Annotated in this window: 15 protein-coding genes; 6 read left to right on the top strand and 9 right to left on the bottom strand. The window is 72.1% G+C overall.

The window, feature by feature from the left end; genetic code table 11:
* Positions 1–7: 7 nt before the first annotated feature.
* The 4 genes from AMK29_RS12540 to AMK29_RS12525 are packed head-to-tail and all read right to left on the bottom strand — an operon-like array spanning position 8 to position 3523.
* A complete protein-coding gene (locus AMK29_RS12540; RefSeq protein WP_073811796.1) occupies positions 8–727 on the bottom strand; it encodes an ABC transporter permease in 720 nt (239 codons plus the stop codon).
* 14 nt (positions 728–741) lie between these two features.
* On the bottom strand, positions 742–1653 hold the full coding sequence (locus AMK29_RS12535) for an ABC transporter ATP-binding protein (protein WP_073811793.1): 912 nt from the start codon (positions 1651–1653) through the stop codon (positions 742–744).
* Positions 1650–2561 carry an ABC transporter permease gene (locus tag AMK29_RS12530; protein ID WP_073811791.1) on the bottom strand — a complete coding sequence of 304 codons (912 nt, stop codon included), beginning with the start codon at positions 2559–2561 and terminating at the stop codon, positions 1650–1652. The genes AMK29_RS12535 and AMK29_RS12530 overlap by 4 nt, the downstream gene beginning before the upstream one ends.
* Positions 2558–3523, bottom strand: a complete 966-nt coding sequence (locus AMK29_RS12525; protein WP_073811788.1) for an ABC transporter ATP-binding protein — start codon at positions 3521–3523, stop codon at positions 2558–2560. The genes AMK29_RS12530 and AMK29_RS12525 overlap by 4 nt, the downstream gene beginning before the upstream one ends.
* Positions 3524–3775: 252 nt before the next feature.
* On the opposite strand from AMK29_RS12525, the gene AMK29_RS12520 reads away from it, so the two are divergent.
* The 6 genes from AMK29_RS12520 to AMK29_RS12495 all read left to right on the top strand — a co-directional run bounded on the left by AMK29_RS12520 (position 3776) and on the right by AMK29_RS12495 (position 10822).
* On the top strand, positions 3776–4621 hold the full coding sequence (locus tag AMK29_RS12520; RefSeq protein WP_073811786.1) for a M24 family metallopeptidase: 846 nt from the start codon (positions 3776–3778) through the stop codon (positions 4619–4621).
* Positions 4618–6432: an SDR family oxidoreductase gene (locus AMK29_RS12515; RefSeq protein WP_073811783.1), complete on the top strand. Its 1815-nt coding sequence runs from the start codon at positions 4618–4620 to the stop codon at positions 6430–6432. Before AMK29_RS12520 ends, AMK29_RS12515 begins: the two co-directional genes overlap by 4 nt.
* 174 nt (positions 6433–6606) lie before the next feature.
* Positions 6607–7536 (top strand): MerR family transcriptional regulator, encoded by a 930-nt coding sequence (locus AMK29_RS12510; protein ID WP_073811781.1) that lies wholly within the window; start codon positions 6607–6609, stop codon positions 7534–7536.
* Between the two features lie 141 nt (positions 7537–7677).
* The gene (locus tag AMK29_RS12505; protein WP_073811779.1) at positions 7678–8238 is read left to right on the top strand and encodes an RNA 2'-phosphotransferase; all 561 of its coding nucleotides are present in this window, start codon (positions 7678–7680) and stop codon (positions 8236–8238) included.
* Positions 8239–8275: 37 nt separating this feature from the next.
* Positions 8276–9232, top strand: a complete 957-nt coding sequence (locus tag AMK29_RS12500; protein WP_073811776.1) for a DUF72 domain-containing protein — start codon at positions 8276–8278, stop codon at positions 9230–9232.
* 12 nt (positions 9233–9244) lie between these two features.
* Positions 9245–10822 carry an aldehyde dehydrogenase family protein gene (locus tag AMK29_RS12495; protein WP_241845309.1) on the top strand — a complete coding sequence of 526 codons (1578 nt, stop codon included), beginning with the start codon at positions 9245–9247 and terminating at the stop codon, positions 10820–10822.
* A gap of 107 nt (positions 10823–10929) precedes the next feature.
* Here AMK29_RS12495 and AMK29_RS12490 read toward each other — a convergent pair whose 3' ends face one another.
* From AMK29_RS12490 to AMK29_RS12470, 5 genes are read right to left on the bottom strand one after another with little or no spacing between them, the layout of a single operon-like run.
* A complete protein-coding gene (locus tag AMK29_RS12490; protein WP_073811772.1) occupies positions 10930–13386 on the bottom strand; it encodes a M28 family peptidase in 2457 nt (818 codons plus the stop codon).
* A complete protein-coding gene (locus AMK29_RS12485; RefSeq protein ID WP_198942226.1) occupies positions 13383–14240 on the bottom strand; it encodes an alpha/beta fold hydrolase in 858 nt (285 codons plus the stop codon). Before AMK29_RS12485 ends, AMK29_RS12490 begins: the two co-directional genes overlap by 4 nt.
* A 2-nt stretch (positions 14241–14242) precedes the next feature.
* Positions 14243–14989, bottom strand: coding sequence for a thioesterase II family protein (locus AMK29_RS12480; protein WP_073811769.1), 747 nt, complete (start codon positions 14987–14989; stop codon positions 14243–14245).
* 9 nt (positions 14990–14998) lie between these two features.
* Positions 14999–15184: an MbtH family protein gene (locus AMK29_RS12475; protein WP_107422571.1), complete on the bottom strand. Its 186-nt coding sequence runs from the start codon at positions 15182–15184 to the stop codon at positions 14999–15001.
* Between the two features lie 5 nt (positions 15185–15189).
* Positions 15190–16467, bottom strand: a complete 1278-nt coding sequence (locus tag AMK29_RS12470) for an MFS transporter (RefSeq protein WP_073811766.1) — start codon at positions 16465–16467, stop codon at positions 15190–15192.
* Between the last annotated feature and the right edge of the window lies 1 nt (position 16468).

Below are 16468 nucleotides of genomic sequence, written 5' to 3'. Positions count from 1 at the left end.
CGCGCTCCTACTCCTCGCCGGCCAGCGTCAGTCTGCTGAGCTTGTGGGCGGCGAACCAGGTGGCCACGATCGTGACGCCCGCGAGGAGCGCCACCGCCGTGGGCAGCGCGACGTCGGAGGTGACCAGGCCGTCGCCGGTGACCTTCTGTGCGAGCGCCAGCGCCCACTGCTGGACGCTCAGTGTCCGCGCGCCGGCGATCAGGGAGCCGAAGAGGGTCTCCCAGACCAGGGCGTAGACCAGGCCGATGACCACGGCGTGCCGGCTGATCGTGCCGAGCAGCAGGAACAGCGCGCTGTACGCGATGGAGGCCACGAGCGCCGCCACCGTGTAGGCGACGGCCACCTGCTGGCCGTTGCCGTTGAGGATGAAGCCGGCGATCAGCGTCGGCACCGCGGAGAAGACCATGGTGACCGCGATCGCCACGATCAGCTTCGTGAAGATGATCGAGGACCGCTTCACCGGCTTGGACAGCAGATAGACGATCGAGCCGTCGTCGATCTCCGGGCCGATCGCTCCCGTCCCGGCGATCACACCGATCAGCGGCACCATGGTGGCGAGCGCGAAACCGCCGAGGACGTCGGCCGCGACCTGGTCGTCCATGCCGTTGAAGGCGCGCACCGCGGCCGAGATGAGCAGCAGCATGCCGGGCAGCAGGAAGAGGATCATGGCCCTGCGGCGGCCGAGGAGGGCCCGGTAGGTGAGCCGGGCGACTGTGGGGTTGTACATCGGTCAGGCTCCTTTCAGGCCGCGACGAGGTATGAGAAGACCGATTCGAGGGACTCGTCCGAGGGCGAGACCGTCAGGAGACGGATCCCCCGCTCGCGCGCGACCTTCGGCAGCAGCTCCGTGAACCGTCCGAAGTCCACCGCCTGCACCCGCAGACCGCCCTCACCGTGGTCGACCTCGATGCCGGCCGTGGACGGGTCGGCGATGAGCGCCGCGGCGAGCGACCGGTCGTCGCTGGAGCGGACGAGGTAGCGGTGCGGCCGGTCCGTCATCAGGCGGCGGATCTTGCGGAAGTCACCGGAGGCCGCGTGGCGCCCGGCCACGATGACCTCGATGTGGGAGGCGAGCTGCTCGACCTCCTCCAGGATGTGCGAGGAGAACAGGACCGTGCGGCCGTCCGCGCCCATCCGCCGCAGGAGGTCCATCAGCTGCATGCGCTGGCGCGGGTCCATGCCGTTGAACGGCTCGTCGAGCAGGAGCACGGACGGCTCGTGGACGAGGGCCGAGGCCATCTTCACGCGCTGCCGCATGCCCTTGCTGTACGTGGAGATCTTGCGGTCCTGGGCGTACTCCATCTCGACCGTGCCGAGGGCCCGCTGGGCCTCCGCGGCGCCGAGGCCCTGCAGCTCCGCGTTGGCCAGGACGAACTCGCGGCCCGTGAGGAAGTCGTACATGGCCTCCCGCTCGGGCACGACACCGATCTCGCGGTAGACCGACTCGTTCCCCCAGATCGTCTGCCCGTCCAGGGTGACGGAGCCGGTGGAGGGGTCGAGGAATCCGCCCATCATGTTGATCAGGGTGGACTTCCCGGCGCCGTTGGGGCCGAGGAGGCCGGTGACACCCGGGCCCACCGTCATCGTGACGTCGTTCACGGCCACGACGTTTCCGAACCAGCGGGAGACGTGGTCGATGTGGAGCGTTGTCACAGCCCGACCTTTCGGTAGCGGCGCATCAGGATGCCGTACGAGCCGGCGATGAGCGCGAGGACGACCAGCACGTAGATCACGCCGACACCGGTGCTCGGGCCTCCGAGCTCGGGGAAGCCGGGAGGGGCACCCAGGAAGGTGCTCTGCACGCCGTCGATGAGGGTCATCGGAGAGAAGAGGCCGAGCCACTGGATGGCGCCCTGGTTCTCGGTCGCGAAGGCGATGCCCATGAGGGTGGAGACCGCCCCGTACGAGATCGTCAGGACGGCGATCACGGCGGCGACGCCGAAGCCCCGGCGCGGGGTGAGGGCCGCCATGACCAGGCCGATGCCGCCGAAGAGCAGCGACAGCAGCGCCACGGAGACGAGCCCCTGGCCGAACATCTTGGTCTGCTCGGCGAAGTCCATCTTGGCGAGCAGCGAGCCGATCCACAGGATCAGCAGCGGGGAGGCGGTGAGGACGAAGAGCGCCGAAGCCATCGCCCCGAACTTGGCGAGCACGTAGTCCGCGCGCTCGATCGGCCGGGAGAAGTACAGCGGGACCGTCCTGAACCGGAGGTCGCGGGAGACCGACTGCGGCGCCTGCGAGGCCAGGTAGATGCTGATGACGACCTGGAGGTAGAGCGCGTACTGCGTGTACTCGATGGAGAGCTTGGACTGCTTGGTGACGACCGCTACCGCGACGATGATCAGCGCCGGGATGCACATCACCGCGTAGAGCAGCATCGGCAGCACCTTGGACTTGGCGCTGCGGCCCAGGCCGTACGCGCCGCGCAGCGACTGCGAGAACAGCGACCTGCGGGCGTACGCCCGGCCGAGGCGCGGGCCGTCGTACGACCGGTAGCCGATGTTGTGGATCTGCGTCGTGTCGGGAGCGGCCTGGGAGGGCTGGGGGGACTGGATGCTCATCGGGCCGGCACCTCCTCGTGCTGCGGGGACGCCTCGGGCCGGAAGACCTCGGCGATGTGGTGGCGGCGCTGCTCCATGCGGACGAGACCGAGGCCGAGGTCGGCGACGGTGTCCCGGACGAGGTCGTACGTCTCCTCGCCGGGCGCCTCCAGGAGCAGGATGTGGCCGGCGCCGGGCAGGCCCTCCTCCACGCCCGCGTGGATCGTGACGCCCGCGGCGGCGAGGGCCGCGCGGAGCGCCGACGTGCCGTCGGGGTGGGTGTCGGAGTCGGTGACCTCGACCGCGAGGGTCGTGGTGGTCCGGGTGAAGTCGCTGGTGGAGCTGGACCGGAGCAGCTTCCCGCCGTCGATGACGACGACGTGGTCGCAGGTGCGCTCCAGTTCGCCCAGGAGGTGCGAGGTGACGAGGACCGAGATGCCGAAGTCGGTCCAGACCCGGCGGATCAGTCCCAGCATCTCGTCCCGGCCGACCGGGTCGAGGCCGTTGGTCGGCTCGTCGAGGAGGACCAGCTTCGGGTCGTGGACCAGGGCCTGGGCGAGCTTGACCCGCTGCTTCATGCCGGTCGAGTAGCCGCCCATGGGGCGGTACCGCTCCTCGTACAGACCGACGTGGCGCAGGGTGTCGGCGGTCCGCTCGCGGGCCGCGGTCGGGGGCAGCCCGGACATGCGCGCCATGTGGACGACGAACTCGGTGGCCGAGACGTCGGGCGGGAGACAGTCGTGCTCCGGCATGTATCCCACGCGCTCACGGATCTGGCCGCCGGCGGTCCGGACGTCCAGGCCCAGGACCTCGGCGCGGCCCTCCGTGGCCGGGGAGAGTCCGAGCAGGATCTTGATCATGGTGGACTTGCCGGCTCCGTTGGCACCCACGAGTCCGGTCACACCGGGCCCGATGTCCAGGGAGAGCCGGTCAAGAGCGGTCACCCGGGGGAACCGCTTGCTGAGGCTTTCGGTCGCGATCACAGTCACGCTTCGACGGTAGTGGTGTGCACCACAGCGGTCGTCAGCCCAACGGCTCGATCCTTGTCCGACCAGAGGAGTACAAAGCCAGTAGGGGGGTCGAGACGAAAGTCTTCTTCCACAGGGCGACGGTCGGACTTTTCCACAGCCTCCGGGTCCGACCCCTTGACGTAGCCTCCGGGCATTGTCACATTCATCGATGTCACGTTACGAACGCGTAGTGCGATCGGGCGCTCACACAGGACGGCGGGTGGCATGGCCTCAGGGACACGGGAACTCTCCGCGGAGCTGCGGGGGTTCAGGGAAGTACAGCGCCTCTCCTACGAGTGCGCCGAGGCGGTCGCGGCCCAGCTCAAGCCGGGCGTGACCGAGCGCGAGGCCGCCCGGATGCAGCGCGAGTGGTTGTACGACCGGGGAGTACGGGACTGGTTCCACCGGCCGTTCGCCTGGTTCGGGGACCGCACGGCGTTCGTGGACTTCAGGATCCCGCTGCAGTTCTTCCCCACGAACCGGCGGCTCGAGGCGGGCATGCCGTTCATCCTCGACATGGCCCCCGTGTACAAGGGGTACACCGCCGACATCGGCTACAGCGGCTGCCTGGGCCTCGACCCCCTGCACGACAAGCTGCTCGCCGACCTCGAGGACCACCGCGAGCTGATCCTCCGCGAGGTCCGCGAGCGCCGCACGCTCCGCGAGATATACGAGGACGTGGACCGCCTCATGGTCCGCCAGGGGTACGCCAACCGGCACCGGGCCTATCCCTTCGGCGTCATCGCCCACAAGATCGACCGGGTGAAGGAGCGCCGCTGGTCCCCGACGCTCTTCGGCTTCGGCACCCAGGCGCTCAAGGGCCTCGCGAGCGACGCCCTGCACGGCCACCGGGACGGCTGGTCGCCGCTCTGGTCGCCGTACACGTTCTCCGACCACCCGCCGAAGCCCGGCCTGTGGGCGGTCGAGCCGCACCTCGGATTCCGGGGGACGGGCGCGAAGTTCGAGGAGATCCTGGTCGTCACCGACTCCCGGGACCCCGAGCAGAGCGCGTTCTGGCTGGACGACGATCTGCCGCACGTGCGGCGCTGGAAAGAGGGGGCTGTCCGATGACAGGGCGCGACGGAACGACGACGGGGCTCGCGGGAGCGCGGGAGCGCTGGGTCCGTACGGGCGGGATCGAACTGTGCGTCGCCGAGCTCGGCGACCCGGACCGGCCCACCGTCCTCCTCGTCCACGGCTACCCGGACTCCAAGGAGGTGTGGTCGGAGGTCGCGGCCCGGCTCGCCGAGGAGTTCCACGTCGTGCTGTACGACGTCCGGGGCCACGGCCGCTCCACGGCGCCGGCCCCGCTGCGCGGCGGCTTCACCCTGGAGAAGCTGACGGACGACTTCCTCGCGGTCGCCGACGCCGTCAGCCCGGACCGGCCGGTGCACCTGGTCGGCCACGACTGGGGCTCGGTGCAGTCCTGGGAATTCGTGACCGTCTCCCGCACCGAGGGCCGGATCGCCTCCTTCACCTCGATGTCGGGACCCTCCCTCGACCACTTCGGGCACTGGATCAAGCAGCGGATGGCCCGTCCCACCCCGCGCCGGGTCGGCCAGCTCCTCGGCCAGGGCGCCAAGTCCTGGTACGTGTACCTGCTGCACACCCCCGTGCTGCCCGAGCTCGCCTGGCGCGGGCCGCTCGGCAAGCGCTGGCCGAAGATCCTGGAGCGGATCGAGAAGGTACCGGCCGGCGACTACCCGACGCCCTCGCTGCCGAGCGACGCGGCACACGGCGCCTGGCTCTACCGGGACAACGTCCGCGCCCGGCTCGGCAGGCCTCGCCCCGACGCCTACGCGCACGCGCCCGTGCAGCTGATCACGCCGACCGGTGACGCCTTCCTCTCCGAGCGGCTCTACGACGACCTCGGGACCTGGGTGCCGGACCTGACCCGGCGCACCCTGCCCGCGAAGCACTGGGTGCCGCGCACCCGGCCGGACCAGCTGGCCGCGTGGATCGGCTCGTTCGTCCGGACCCACGAGGAACCGGCGGCGCCGGGTCCCCGCCGGCCCGCAGCCTCGGCGGCCGAGAGCCGGGTGAGGCCGGAGTACGCGGAGCGGTTCGGCGGCCAGCTGGTCCTGGTGACCGGCGCCGCCAGCGGCATCGGCCGGGCCACCGCCTTCGCCTTCGCCGAGGCCGGCGCGCGGGTCGTGGCGGTGGACCGGGACGCGGAGGGCGCGGTCCGCACGGCCGAGATGGCCCGGCTGATCGGCGCGCCGGAGGCCTGGGGCGAGACCGTGGACGTCGCCGACGAGCAGGCGATGGAGAAGCTGGCCGCCAAGGTGGCGAGCGAGTACGGGATCGTCGACGTCCTCGTCAACAACGCGGGCATCGGACTCACGGGCTCCTTCTTCGACACGACCGCCGAGGAGTGGAAGCGGGTCCTCGACGTCAATCTGTGGGGCGTGATCCACGGGTGCCGGGTCTTCGGGGCGCAGATGACCGCGCGAGGTCAGGGCGGCCACATCGTGAACACCGCGTCCGCGGCGGCGTTCCAGCCCTCCCGGACCCTGCCCGCGTACAGCACGTCGAAGGCGGCGGTGCTGATGCTCAGCGAGTGCCTGCGCGCCGAGCTGGCCGACCAGGGCATCGGGGTGTCCGCGATATGCCCCGGCATCGTCAACACCAACATCACGGCGACGGCGCGGTTCGCGGGGGTCACGGACGAGGCGGAGGAGAAGCGGCGGCAGAAGAAGGCGTCCCGGCTGTACGGGCTGCGGAACTATCCGCCGGAGAAGGTCGCGGACGCGATCCTGGGCGCGGTCCTGCACGACCGGGCCGTGGTGCCGGTGACACCCGAGGCCCGGGGCCTCCACGTCCTGTCCCGGCTGAGCCCGGGAGCGCTGCGGACCTTCGCCCGCTGGCAGCCGCCGACGTAGGTCCCGGTCGGGCCGGTGCGCGCGTCGGGGCCGCGCCCGCCGGGAGCGGCAGGTGTACGGATCCCCGGCCGGGCGGCCCGCCGCCGGGCTTAGCCGGGGCGGGGCGGCGGTCGTACGATCCGTACCTTGAGGGGCCCCGCGGCGGGGTGGAGCGAGCGGTCGGTGGGAGCGGTTTTGTCCGAGCAGTCAGCACAGCCGGAGTACCGGATCGAGGACCTCGCCCATCGGAGCGGGGCCACGGTCCGGACGATCCGCGCCTACCAGGACCGAGGGCTGCTGCCCCGCCCGGAGCGGCGGGGCAGGTCGAACGTGTACGGGGACGCGCACCTCGCGCGGCTCCGGCAGATCGCCGATCTCCTCGACCGGGGCTACACCCTGGCCTCGATCAAGGAGCTGCTCGACGCCTGGGACACCGGCCGCGGGCTCGGCGGGGTGCTCGGCCTGGTCGCCGAGGTCCAGGGGCCGTGGACGGACGAGGAGGCGGCCCGGATCTCGCGCGCCGAGCTGGACGCCCGGTTCGGCGGCACGCCGGACGAGGAGGCCATCCGGGAGGCCGTCGAGCTCGGCGTACTGGAGCGGCTGCCGGACCGGGAGACCGAGGAGTACCTCGTGCCCAGCCCCCAGGAGCTGGCCGTGGCGGCGGAGTTGTACGCGGCGGGGGTGCCGCTCGCGGCGATCACCGGGCACCTGAGGGAACTTCGCGGGCAGGTGGAGCACATCGCCTCCCGTTTCCTGGAGTTCACGACCGAGCACGTCTTCGCCCGCTATCTGGAGCACCGGCCGCCGACGGACGCGGACGCGGCCGAAGCGGCGACGATGGTGCGGCGGCTCCGGCCGCTCGCACAGCAGACCGTGGACGCCGAACTCGCCCGGGCCATGCAGCGCTTGGCCACTCGGCACCTCCAGCTCCATCTGTCACCGGACGCGCCGAAGGCGGCGGACGACGAACCGCGCCCGGTGACGCTTCCGGCCGCCACGGTCAGGGCCGTTCAGGCGATGGTGGGCCCGGAGGGCGTCTCGGCTTTCGTCGCCGCCGCCACCGAACGAGAGGTGCACAAGCGGACGATGGACGCCCTCACCTCAAGTCGACCGATAAGTGACTAAGTTGGCCAAACAGGCTGTGCACGCGAGTGTGTTGTCCACAGAAATCTCAACTCTCCTGTGGATAACTCACTTTGGTTGTGGATCAAACCTGCGGTCCACAATTCGATGGTCGGACGATCCGCGCTTCGGCATCCTGAGGGAATGACACACCGACAACCGCCGGACGAGCGTCGCACGGTGAAGGTATCGAAGTACCTCTCCAAGCATCTGCGCCACCAGCCCGAGCGCATCGGCCTCGTTCTCGACGCCCACGGCTGGACCGAGATCGACACCCTGCTCGACGCCACCGCGCGCAACGGCTTCCCGATCACCCGCGAGGAACTCGACCACGTCGTCGCCACCAACGACAAGAAGCGCTTCGCGATCGAGGGCACCCGCATCCGCGCCAGCCAGGGCCACACCGTCGAGGTGAACCTGGACCTGCCGGCCGCCGAGCCGCCCGCGTACCTCTACCACGGTACGGTCGCGGACCGGCTCCCCGCGATCCGGGCGGAAGGGCTGCGCCCCATGGCCCGCCACCATGTGCACCTCTCCCCCGACCGGGAGACCGCGACCCGGGTCGGCGCGCGTCGCGGTCGCCCGGTCGTGCTCAGCGTCGACGCGGGGGCCATGCACCGGGCCGGACACGTCTTCCACGTCAGTGCCAACGGGGTCTGGCTGACCGACACCGTCCCGCCGGAGTTCCTCCGCCTGCCGTCCTGAAGGAATCCCGACGGCGGGCCCGGGGCAGACGGGTCCGATGGGAGAGATCCGAGTCGGAACCTGTTCGTGGACGGACAAGGCGCTGGTGTCCAGCGGCTGGTACCCGGCGGGCCACCGCGACGCCGAGGGCAGACTGCGGCACTACGCCTCGCGGTTCCCGGTGGCGGAGGTGGACTCCACGTACTACGGGCTGCCCAGCACCCGCAACAGCCATCTGTGGGCCGAGCGCACCCCCGCGGGGTTCCGGTTCGACGTGAAGGCGTTCTCACTGTTCACCGGGCATCCGACCCGACCGGAGGCGCTGCCCGCCGACCTCCGGCCCGCCGTCGTCCGGCAGCGGCGGGAGCGGACGGGCACCGATCCCGGACTGCTCGACGAGGTGTGGGCGCGGTATGCCGCGGCCCTCGCCCCGCTGCGTGAGGCCGGACGCCTCGGGACGCTGGTGTTCCAGTTCCCGCACCGGCTCGCACCGGGGAGGGCGGCGGTGGAGTTCCTGCGCCGGTGCCGAGAGCGCGCGGCGGGATGGCCGATGGCCGTGGAGTTCCGGCACCCCGGCTGGTGGCGCGAGGAGCAGGCCGACGCGACGACCGCTCTGCTGACGGAGCTGGAGACGACCGCCGTCGCCGTGGACATGACGCAGACGCTCCCCACCTCCGTACCGCCGGTCGTTCGGGTCACCTCCCCGGACCTCGCCCTGGTGCGCTTCCACGGCCGCAACAGCGCCTGGGGGACCGGCAGCAAGGAGGAGAGGTTCCGCCACGCCTACACGCCCGCGGAGCTGGCGGAGTGGGTCCCGCGCGTGCGGGAGATGGCCGAGCGGGCGCGGGAGGTCCACGTCCTGTTCAACAACTGCTGCGGTGACGCCGCCGTCCGCGCCGCGGAGTCGATGCGGCGCCTGCTCGGCCTTCCGGAGCCCTCCGGTGGGGAGCTGTTCGCGGAGGACCGGCACGGAGCAGGCCGAGAGCTATACTCGCGGCCGCATTCGACATGGTGAGAGGAAATCCAGGTGGCGGGTCCGACTGTGCTGAACTCGGTGATCGACGGCAAGGAGATCGCCGGAGACGGCGTCACCTACACCTCCCGGAACCCGGCGCTCCTGAGCGACGTCGTCACCGAGGTCCGGCTGGCCGACGCGGAGACGTTCCAGGACGCCTGCGCGGCGGCGCGCGAGGCCCAGACCGCGTGGGCGCGGGTGCCGGCCCCGGTGCGCGGCCAGGTCGTGGGGGCCTTCGGGCGCCTGGTGCAGGAGAACAAGGAGGCCCTCGCCCGGCTGGTCACCCGCGAGGTGGGCAAGACGTACGCGGAGGCGCTGGGCGAGGTCCAGGAGATCATCGACACCTGCGAGTTCTTCCTCGGTGAGGGCAGGCGGCTGTACGGGCACACGGTCCCGTCGGAGATGCCCGACAAGCAGCTCTTCACCTTCCGGATGCCCGTCGGCGTGGCGGTCATCGTGACGGCGGGCAACTTCCCGGTGGCGGTGCCCTCGTGGTACCTGGCCCCGGCGCTGCTGTGCGGCAACGCGGTGGTGTGGAAGCCGGCCGAGTACGCGGCGGCGACCGCGCGCGCCCTGGCCGAACTCGCCTGGCGGGCGGGGGTGCCGGCCGGAGTCCTCAACCTGGTCTTCGCCGACGGCGAGACGACGTTCGAGGGTCTGGACGCCGCGCTGGGACGCGGTCTGGTGGACAAGGTCGGCTTCACGGGCTCGACGCTCGTCGGCCGGCGGATCGGCGAGCTCTGCGGCCGCCACCTGCAGACGCCGTGCCTGGAGCTCGGCGGCAAGAACCCGATGGTCATCGCGCCCGACGCGGACCTCGACCTGGCCGTGCAGGCCGCCCTGTTCTCCGGCTACGGCACGGCGGGCCAGCGCTGCACCTCGCTGGGCACCGTGATCGCGCACGAGGAGGTGCACGACGAGTTCGTGCGCCGGTTCGCCGAGGCGGTGCGGACCGCGCCGGTGGGCGAGCCGTCCGAGGGCGTGGTCTACGGCCCGCTGCTCGACGAGAAGTTCGCGCGGACCTACGAGACCGCGCTGAGCTGGATCGACGACCACCACACGGTCCTCGGCTCGACCGCGGTCGGCCGGATCACGGCCGAGTCGCCCCGGGAGGGCTTCGTCGGCGACCCGTCGGACGGCCTGTACTACCACCCGGTCCTCGTGGACGGGGTCCGTCCCACGGACCGGATCTTCCTGGAGGAGACCTTCGGGCCGATCGTCGGGGTGACCACCTACCGGACGCTCGACGAGGCGGTCGAGCTCGCCAACACCCCGGGCTACGGGCTCTCCGCGGCCGTCTGGACCAGCGACCCGGCCACCGCGTTCCGCTTCCGGCAGGGCGTCGGCGCCGGGATGATCAGCGTCAACAACTCCACCTCCGGCGCGGAGGCCCACCTTCCGTTCGGCGGCAACGGCAAGTCCGGCAACGGCAGCCGGCAGTCCGGAGTGTGGGTGCTCGACCAGTTCACCCGCTGGCAGTCGATGAACTGGGACTTCTCCGGTTCGCTGCAGAAGGCCCAGATGGACGTCGCGACCGTCGAGGCCGACCTGACCTACCGGCTTCCGGCCGAGTGGACCGGCGGAGCCTGACCGACGGCGAAGCCGAGGCGCCGGCGGCGGTGGTCGTACCACCGCCGCCGGCGCCTCGGCGTATGCGGGACCGCTCTGGAGCGGCGCCCCGTCGTGTGCCCGGCCGTTCAGGGGCGGCCGTCCGCCCAGGTGCGCTGGACGACCGTCTGCGCGTGGCCGACCGTCCAGTCCGGCAGGGCCGCCAGGGCTCGCTGCGCGTCCTCCCCGGTCTTCAGGAACACCTGGTCGACCTGGATCTCGACGGGACCCGAGCGGGCGACGGTCACCGTGTGCCCGTCGAAGCGGCCGACGACGTCGACGACCGCCTCACCCCCGTCGAAGGTCTTGCCGCCGACGGAGAGGCCGGGGCCCTTCACCGTGATCCTGATCAGCTCCGCGCGGTTCGCGCCGAGGGTGATCCGGACGGGCGCGGTGGTACCGGCGGTGGCGAAGGAGACGGTCCCCTCCGGAACGGACACCTTGCGGGCGGTGAGCGTGCCGTCGCGGGCCGTGAGCCCGGTGTCGCGGGCGACCTGCTCGACGACGCCCAGTTTCTGGGGCGTGAGGTAGTCGCGGCCCTCCAGGACGATCCGCGCGTCCTTTCCGTCGGTCTGCTCCTGGAAGAGCTCCACCAGCTTGGGGTGCGCGCTGTCGTACGGCGAGGTCAGGCCCACGACGAGGAGCCCACAGACGGTGTACGCCGCCAGGGCGAGCCCGGACCGGCGCGGCGGCCGTCCCGCGTACACGGCGAACGGGGCCAGGACCAGCGCCAGCGGTACGGCGACCAGGACGGACGCCACGGCGAGGGCCGCGTCCATGGGGATGGCGGTGGGCAGCCGGCCCATCATCGGGACCGCGAGCTCGAACAGGTTCCGGGTGAACTGGGCGATCAGCACGAACGACACGAACGCGCTCACGAGCAGCGGCACCGCCCGCCAGCGGCCCGGCAGCACCAGGAATCCGCCGATCGACACCACGAGCAGCGCGGAGGCGATCCACAGCAGGTAGCCGGGTCCGATGCCGAGCCAGGCGGTGAGCGCCCCGAGCAGTCCGACCGCCCACGCGTTGCCGAGGAGGGCGGTACGGGCCGCCGGCCGCCGCGTGCCGTCCGGGGCGCGGCGGCGGCGCCTGCGCTCCAGGAGCAGCTGGGGAGCGAGCGCGCCGAGGACGACGAGGGGCAGCGTCACCGCGTGGACGAGCCACGGGTGCGCGAACCAGGAGTGCGCGCCGACCAGGGACTGGGCCGCGCCGAGGACGACGCCCGTGAGCACGGCCGCCGGGAGGGCGAGAAGCGCGGCGCCCGCCGTGGCGGCGACCCGGCCGGGCCGCAGGTCCCAGAGCCGGCAGGCCCGCCAGGTCAGCGCGGCCAGGACGAGCAGCAGTGCGAGCGTGCCGATCCGCGTCCGCAGCGGGTCGAGCGTGACCCAGCCGCGCGAGAGCACGTCGAAGTAGTAGGGGGCCGGCTTCGGGTCGCCGAGGTCGGCTGACCCGGCTACGTCGGAGGCGAACCGGACGGTCAGGTCGGTGACCGCCTGCGCCGATCCGGAGCCGATCCCGACGACCCGGTCGTTCGGCGTGTGGTACCGGTAGCCGTCCTCGAAGAGGGCGTAGTCGAGACCGGACCAGCCCTGGGCCCGCCACACCCGGGCGTCGGTGTCGGAGTTGATGAGGCCCGCCTGGAACAGCCACTGGCCGAGGACGGAGCCGTAGGGCCGTTCGGTGTTCCCCGCCAGCTCGACGAGCCGGCCGTCGTCCTCGCCCGCCTGGAACAGGATGGGCAGTCCGCCGGAGCCGACGGCCTCCAGGTTCAGGAACCAGCGGACGTCCGCCGCCCACGGGTGCCGGGTGAACGCGTCCGCCCCGGTGAGGCCGACCTCCTCACCGCCGTTGAACAGATAGATGACCGTGCGGTGGTGGTCCTGACCGGCCAGCTGTCGCGCGGCCTCGATCAGCGCGCCGACGTTGACGCCGTCGTCGGCCGCGCCGGGCCCCTCCATCGCGGAGTCGACATGGACGTTCACGAGCAGGGCGTCGGTGGAGTCGCCGGGCTGGCGGGCGATCACGTTCTCGACGCGGTAGTCGACGGCCCGGTCGTGGAAGCGGTACGAGCCCGAGGCACGCTGCCGTTCCACCTCCAGGCCCGGGACCGTCGCCAGTTCACCGGCGACGATGTCCAGCGCCTCGGCGACCTGGGGGCTCCCCGCGACGTGCGGCCCCAGGTCCTCCAGGCGCTGGGTGGTGGCGAGGGCGGCACGGCCGGCCTCGCCGTCGGGCGCCGGACGGGTCGCCCAGTGGGCGAGGCCGAAGGCGACGGCCAGGAGCAGGCCGAGGACCGCCCAGGTGACGGCGAACCGCCCCGCACCGGGCCGGCCCGCGACACCCACGGGGCGCGATGTTTCACGTGAAACGTCGTCACGGCCGGCGCCGTCGGACCCGCCGCGTACCGACGTCGCCGCACCGGCCCCAGCCCGTACCGCCGTGTCCGCCCCGCCCCGTACCGACGACGCCTCGTCGGCCTCCGGGCCTGCCGCCTCGCGCGGGCGGGACTTCAGCGGGCCGGCCTCGCGGTCCTCTGCCTCGGTCATGACCCGGTGCCCCGCATCTCCCGCAGCCACGCGCGCAGTTCCCGCTCGACCGTCTCCGGGTGCTCAAGCGTGAGGGCGTGCGCCGCGTCGGGGACCCGTACGAGAGAGGCCTGCGGGACGGCGCTCGCGACCTCCTCGGCCGTGGCCCGCATGCCGGCGATGTCCGCGTCCCCGACGAGCACCCGGACCGGGCACCTCAGCTCCGCGAGACGACCGGCCGCGGGCTCCACCTTCACGAAGTCCGGGGTGTCCTTCTGCTGCGTGTAGTTGAGCCGCAGCATCTCGGCGACCTGCTCCCGCACGGCGGCCCGCTCGGGCGCCGGCTCGCGGCCGGGTCCGTCGACGAAGAGCCGTACCTCGTGCGTGATCAGCTCCTCGACCGCCCGGGCGGTGTCCGCCGCCTCGGCGGTGTCCCAGGCCTCCTCGGCCGCCCCGACCGCGTCGAGCAGCGGGCGCTCGTCGTCCGCGACCGGCCCGTCGAAGCCCGAGACGTCGGGGGCGAGCAGGAACAGGCCGCGGACCCGCTTCGGGTGGGCGAGCGCGAAGTCGATCGCGAGCCGCGCGCCGCGCGACTCCCCGACCAGGACGGCGGACTCCAGTCCGTAGGCGTCGAGGACGTGTCCGAGGTCGTCGAGGTCGGAGAACTCGCCGTCGAGCGTCGTCGTGGACCGGCCGAAGCAGCGGCAGTCGTAGGCGACGCCGAACACCTCGTCGCCCAGGGCCCGCAGCAGCGGGGACCACATCTCCCCGTGGGCGATGCCGGAGTGGACCAGGACGGTGGCGGGAGCGGCCGGGGCGCCGCTGCTGACGGTCTGGAGCGAGCCGCCGGGGACCGTGATCGTGCGCGTTTCCATGTTCATCCTTCCAGTGACTGCAGAGGGCGGCCGATCGACCGCATATGGCAGCCGATCACGTATGCGGCGACTTCTTCGGCATGACTCAGCAGATACATGTGTCCGCCCGGCCACATCCGTGTCGCGGAGCCGGTCCCGGACTGCTCCGCCCAGGCCGCGAGGCCCTCTGCGGGCACACCGGTGTCCTCGGTGCCGCCCAGGGCGCAGACGCGGGCCGAGAGCTTCTCGCCGTCCCGGTACCGGTAGCCCATCGCCATCCGGTAGTCGGAGCGCAGACCGGGCATGACGAGCTCCAGCAGATCCGGCTGCTGGAAGAACTCCGGCGGTGCCACCCCGTGCGAGCGGAGGTTGGCGAGGATCTCGGCGTCCGTGGGCGCGTGCCGGTCGGGCAGCACCTGGGGCGCCGCCATGCCGGAGACGACCAGGCAGTTCACCGGCAGCGACCGCCGCTGGAGCCGGCGGGCCACCTCGAACGCCACGAGGGAGCCGAAGCTGTGCCCGAACAGGCTCGTCGGCCGTCCGTCCGCGGCGAGTTCGTCGGCCAGGGTGGCGACGAGCAGGTCCATGTCCTCCACGGGCGCTTCGAGCATCCGCTGTTCGCGCGCGGGCAGGTCCGGGGCCCACAGCTCCACCTCGGAGGGGAGCCACGCGGTCCAGCTCTCGTAGACCGTCCCGTTGCCGCCCGCGTAGGGGAGGCAGACGATCCGGCTGGTCCCGTCACCGGCGCTGAGCCTTCTGAGCAGCGTCATGACGGCCGATCAGCCCCGCACGCAGCGCGGACGCATGTCGGTCCACACCGTCTCGATGTGGTCGAGGCACTCGTCCTTGGTGCCGGTCGGCCCGTCGGCCGTCCAGCCGTCCGGCAGCTCCCGGTCGCTCCGCCAGATCGAGTACTGCTCCTCGTCGTTGACGACGACGACGTACTCGGGTTCCACGGTGGTCATGACAGTCATCGCACTACCTCTTGGGGTGTCAGGGTCGGGGGGAGGATGAGTTCGGGGGCCGCCGTCGGGAGCCGGCGGCTGTAGACGCCGAAGGCGACGCTGATCGTGATGCAGGAGATCGCGATCACGGTCAGGGTCAGGGCGCCGGAGGTCGCTTCGAGGGCGATGCCGGCCACCAGGACGGACAGGGGCTTCAGGCTGAACGCGGCGACCTGCGCGCTCGTCGTCACCCGGCCGAGGAGTTCGTCCGGGGTGAGCCGGGCCCGCAGCGTGCTGTAGAGGATCGCGGAGAGCGACTCCCCGCCGCCCGCGAGCAGCACGACGCCGAGCGCCAGCGGCAGCGACGCGGTGCCGCTCAGGACGAGCAGTCCGACGCTGCCGAGGACCGTGCCGGCGCACATGACCGCGACGGACGCCTCCTTGATCCGCGAGGCGAGCACGGCGCCGGCGATCGCCCCGACGGCGTAGACCGCGATGATCGACCCGAGCACGCCGGGCGACCAGCCGAGGTCCTCGCGGATGAAGTACGTGGCGCAGATGATGATCGGCGCGGTGAAGAAGGTGATCGCCGCCCAGTAGAGCAGCGCCGCCCGCAGCAGCCGGTGCCCGGCGACGAACCGGAAGCCTTCGAGGACCTGTCGGCGCATCGGGGCCGGCGGGTGGTCCCGGGCGGTCTGGAGCGGTCGGCGGATCAGCATCAGGGAGACCGCCGACACCGCGAACGTGACCGCGTCGACGCCCAGGGTGCCGGCCCCGCCGATGCCCGTCACCAGGACACCGGCGAGCGCGGGTCCGGCGATGTAGCCGAGCGCGTTCCCGATCGAGAGCAGCGAGTTGGCCTCGCCGATCCGGTCGCGGCCGACCAGCGACGGCACACAGGACAGACAGGCCGCCTCGAAGACGGCGTACAGCACACCGACCGGCACGGCGATCGCGTAGAGCACCGGCAGCATCGGCAGGTCGAGCAGCGCGGCCACCGGCACCGCGGCGACCAGCACGGCCCGCCCGACGTCCGACCAGAGCATCATCCGCCGCCGGTCGAAGCGGTCGGCCCAGGCGCCCGCGGGGACGCCGAACAGCATCATGGGCAGCGCCGTCAGCATGGCGATGAGGCCCATGTGCAGTCCGGAGCCGGTGAGGGCCAGGACCAGCAGCGGCAGGGCGGTCTTGCTCAGCGCGTCGCCGAGTGCCGAGGCGCCCTGGCCGCCCGCGAACAGGAGGAAGTCGCGGTCCCGCAGCAGGTTCCGGCCGGCGGGGGCGGCCGTGCTCGCTGGTGTGCTCACC

Origin of the sequence: Streptomyces sp. CB02261, assembly GCF_001905665.1 — a bacterium.
GTDB lineage: Bacteria > Actinomycetota > Actinomycetes > Streptomycetales > Streptomycetaceae > Streptomyces.
Note: the sequence above shows the minus strand (reverse complement) of the source record. Positions and strands in the feature narration are given on the sequence as shown.

Excerpts from the sequence above, each read along its gene's own strand:
- AMK29_RS12540 (WP_073811796.1), bottom strand. The coding sequence starts at position 727 with ATGTACAACCCCACAGTCGCCCGGCTCACCTACCGGGCCCTCCTCGGC.
- AMK29_RS12530 (WP_073811791.1), bottom strand. The coding sequence starts at position 2,561 with ATGAGCATCCAGTCCCCCCAGCCCTCCCAGGCCGCTCCCGACACGACG.
- AMK29_RS12520 (WP_073811786.1), top strand. The coding sequence starts at position 3,776 with ATGGCCTCAGGGACACGGGAACTCTCCGCGGAGCTGCGGGGGTTCAGG.
- AMK29_RS12515 (WP_073811783.1), top strand. The coding sequence starts at position 4,618 with ATGACAGGGCGCGACGGAACGACGACGGGGCTCGCGGGAGCGCGGGAG.
- AMK29_RS12505 (WP_073811779.1), top strand. The coding sequence starts at position 7,678 with ATGACACACCGACAACCGCCGGACGAGCGTCGCACGGTGAAGGTATCG.
- AMK29_RS12500 (WP_073811776.1), top strand. The coding sequence starts at position 8,276 with ATGGGAGAGATCCGAGTCGGAACCTGTTCGTGGACGGACAAGGCGCTG.
- AMK29_RS12490 (WP_073811772.1), bottom strand. The coding sequence starts at position 13,386 with ATGACCGAGGCAGAGGACCGCGAGGCCGGCCCGCTGAAGTCCCGCCCG.
- AMK29_RS12485 (WP_198942226.1), bottom strand. The coding sequence starts at position 14,240 with ATGGAAACGCGCACGATCACGGTCCCCGGCGGCTCGCTCCAGACCGTC.
- AMK29_RS12480 (WP_073811769.1), bottom strand. The coding sequence starts at position 14,989 with ATGACGCTGCTCAGAAGGCTCAGCGCCGGTGACGGGACCAGCCGGATC.
- AMK29_RS12475 (WP_107422571.1), bottom strand. The coding sequence starts at position 15,184 with ATGACCACCGTGGAACCCGAGTACGTCGTCGTCGTCAACGACGAGGAG.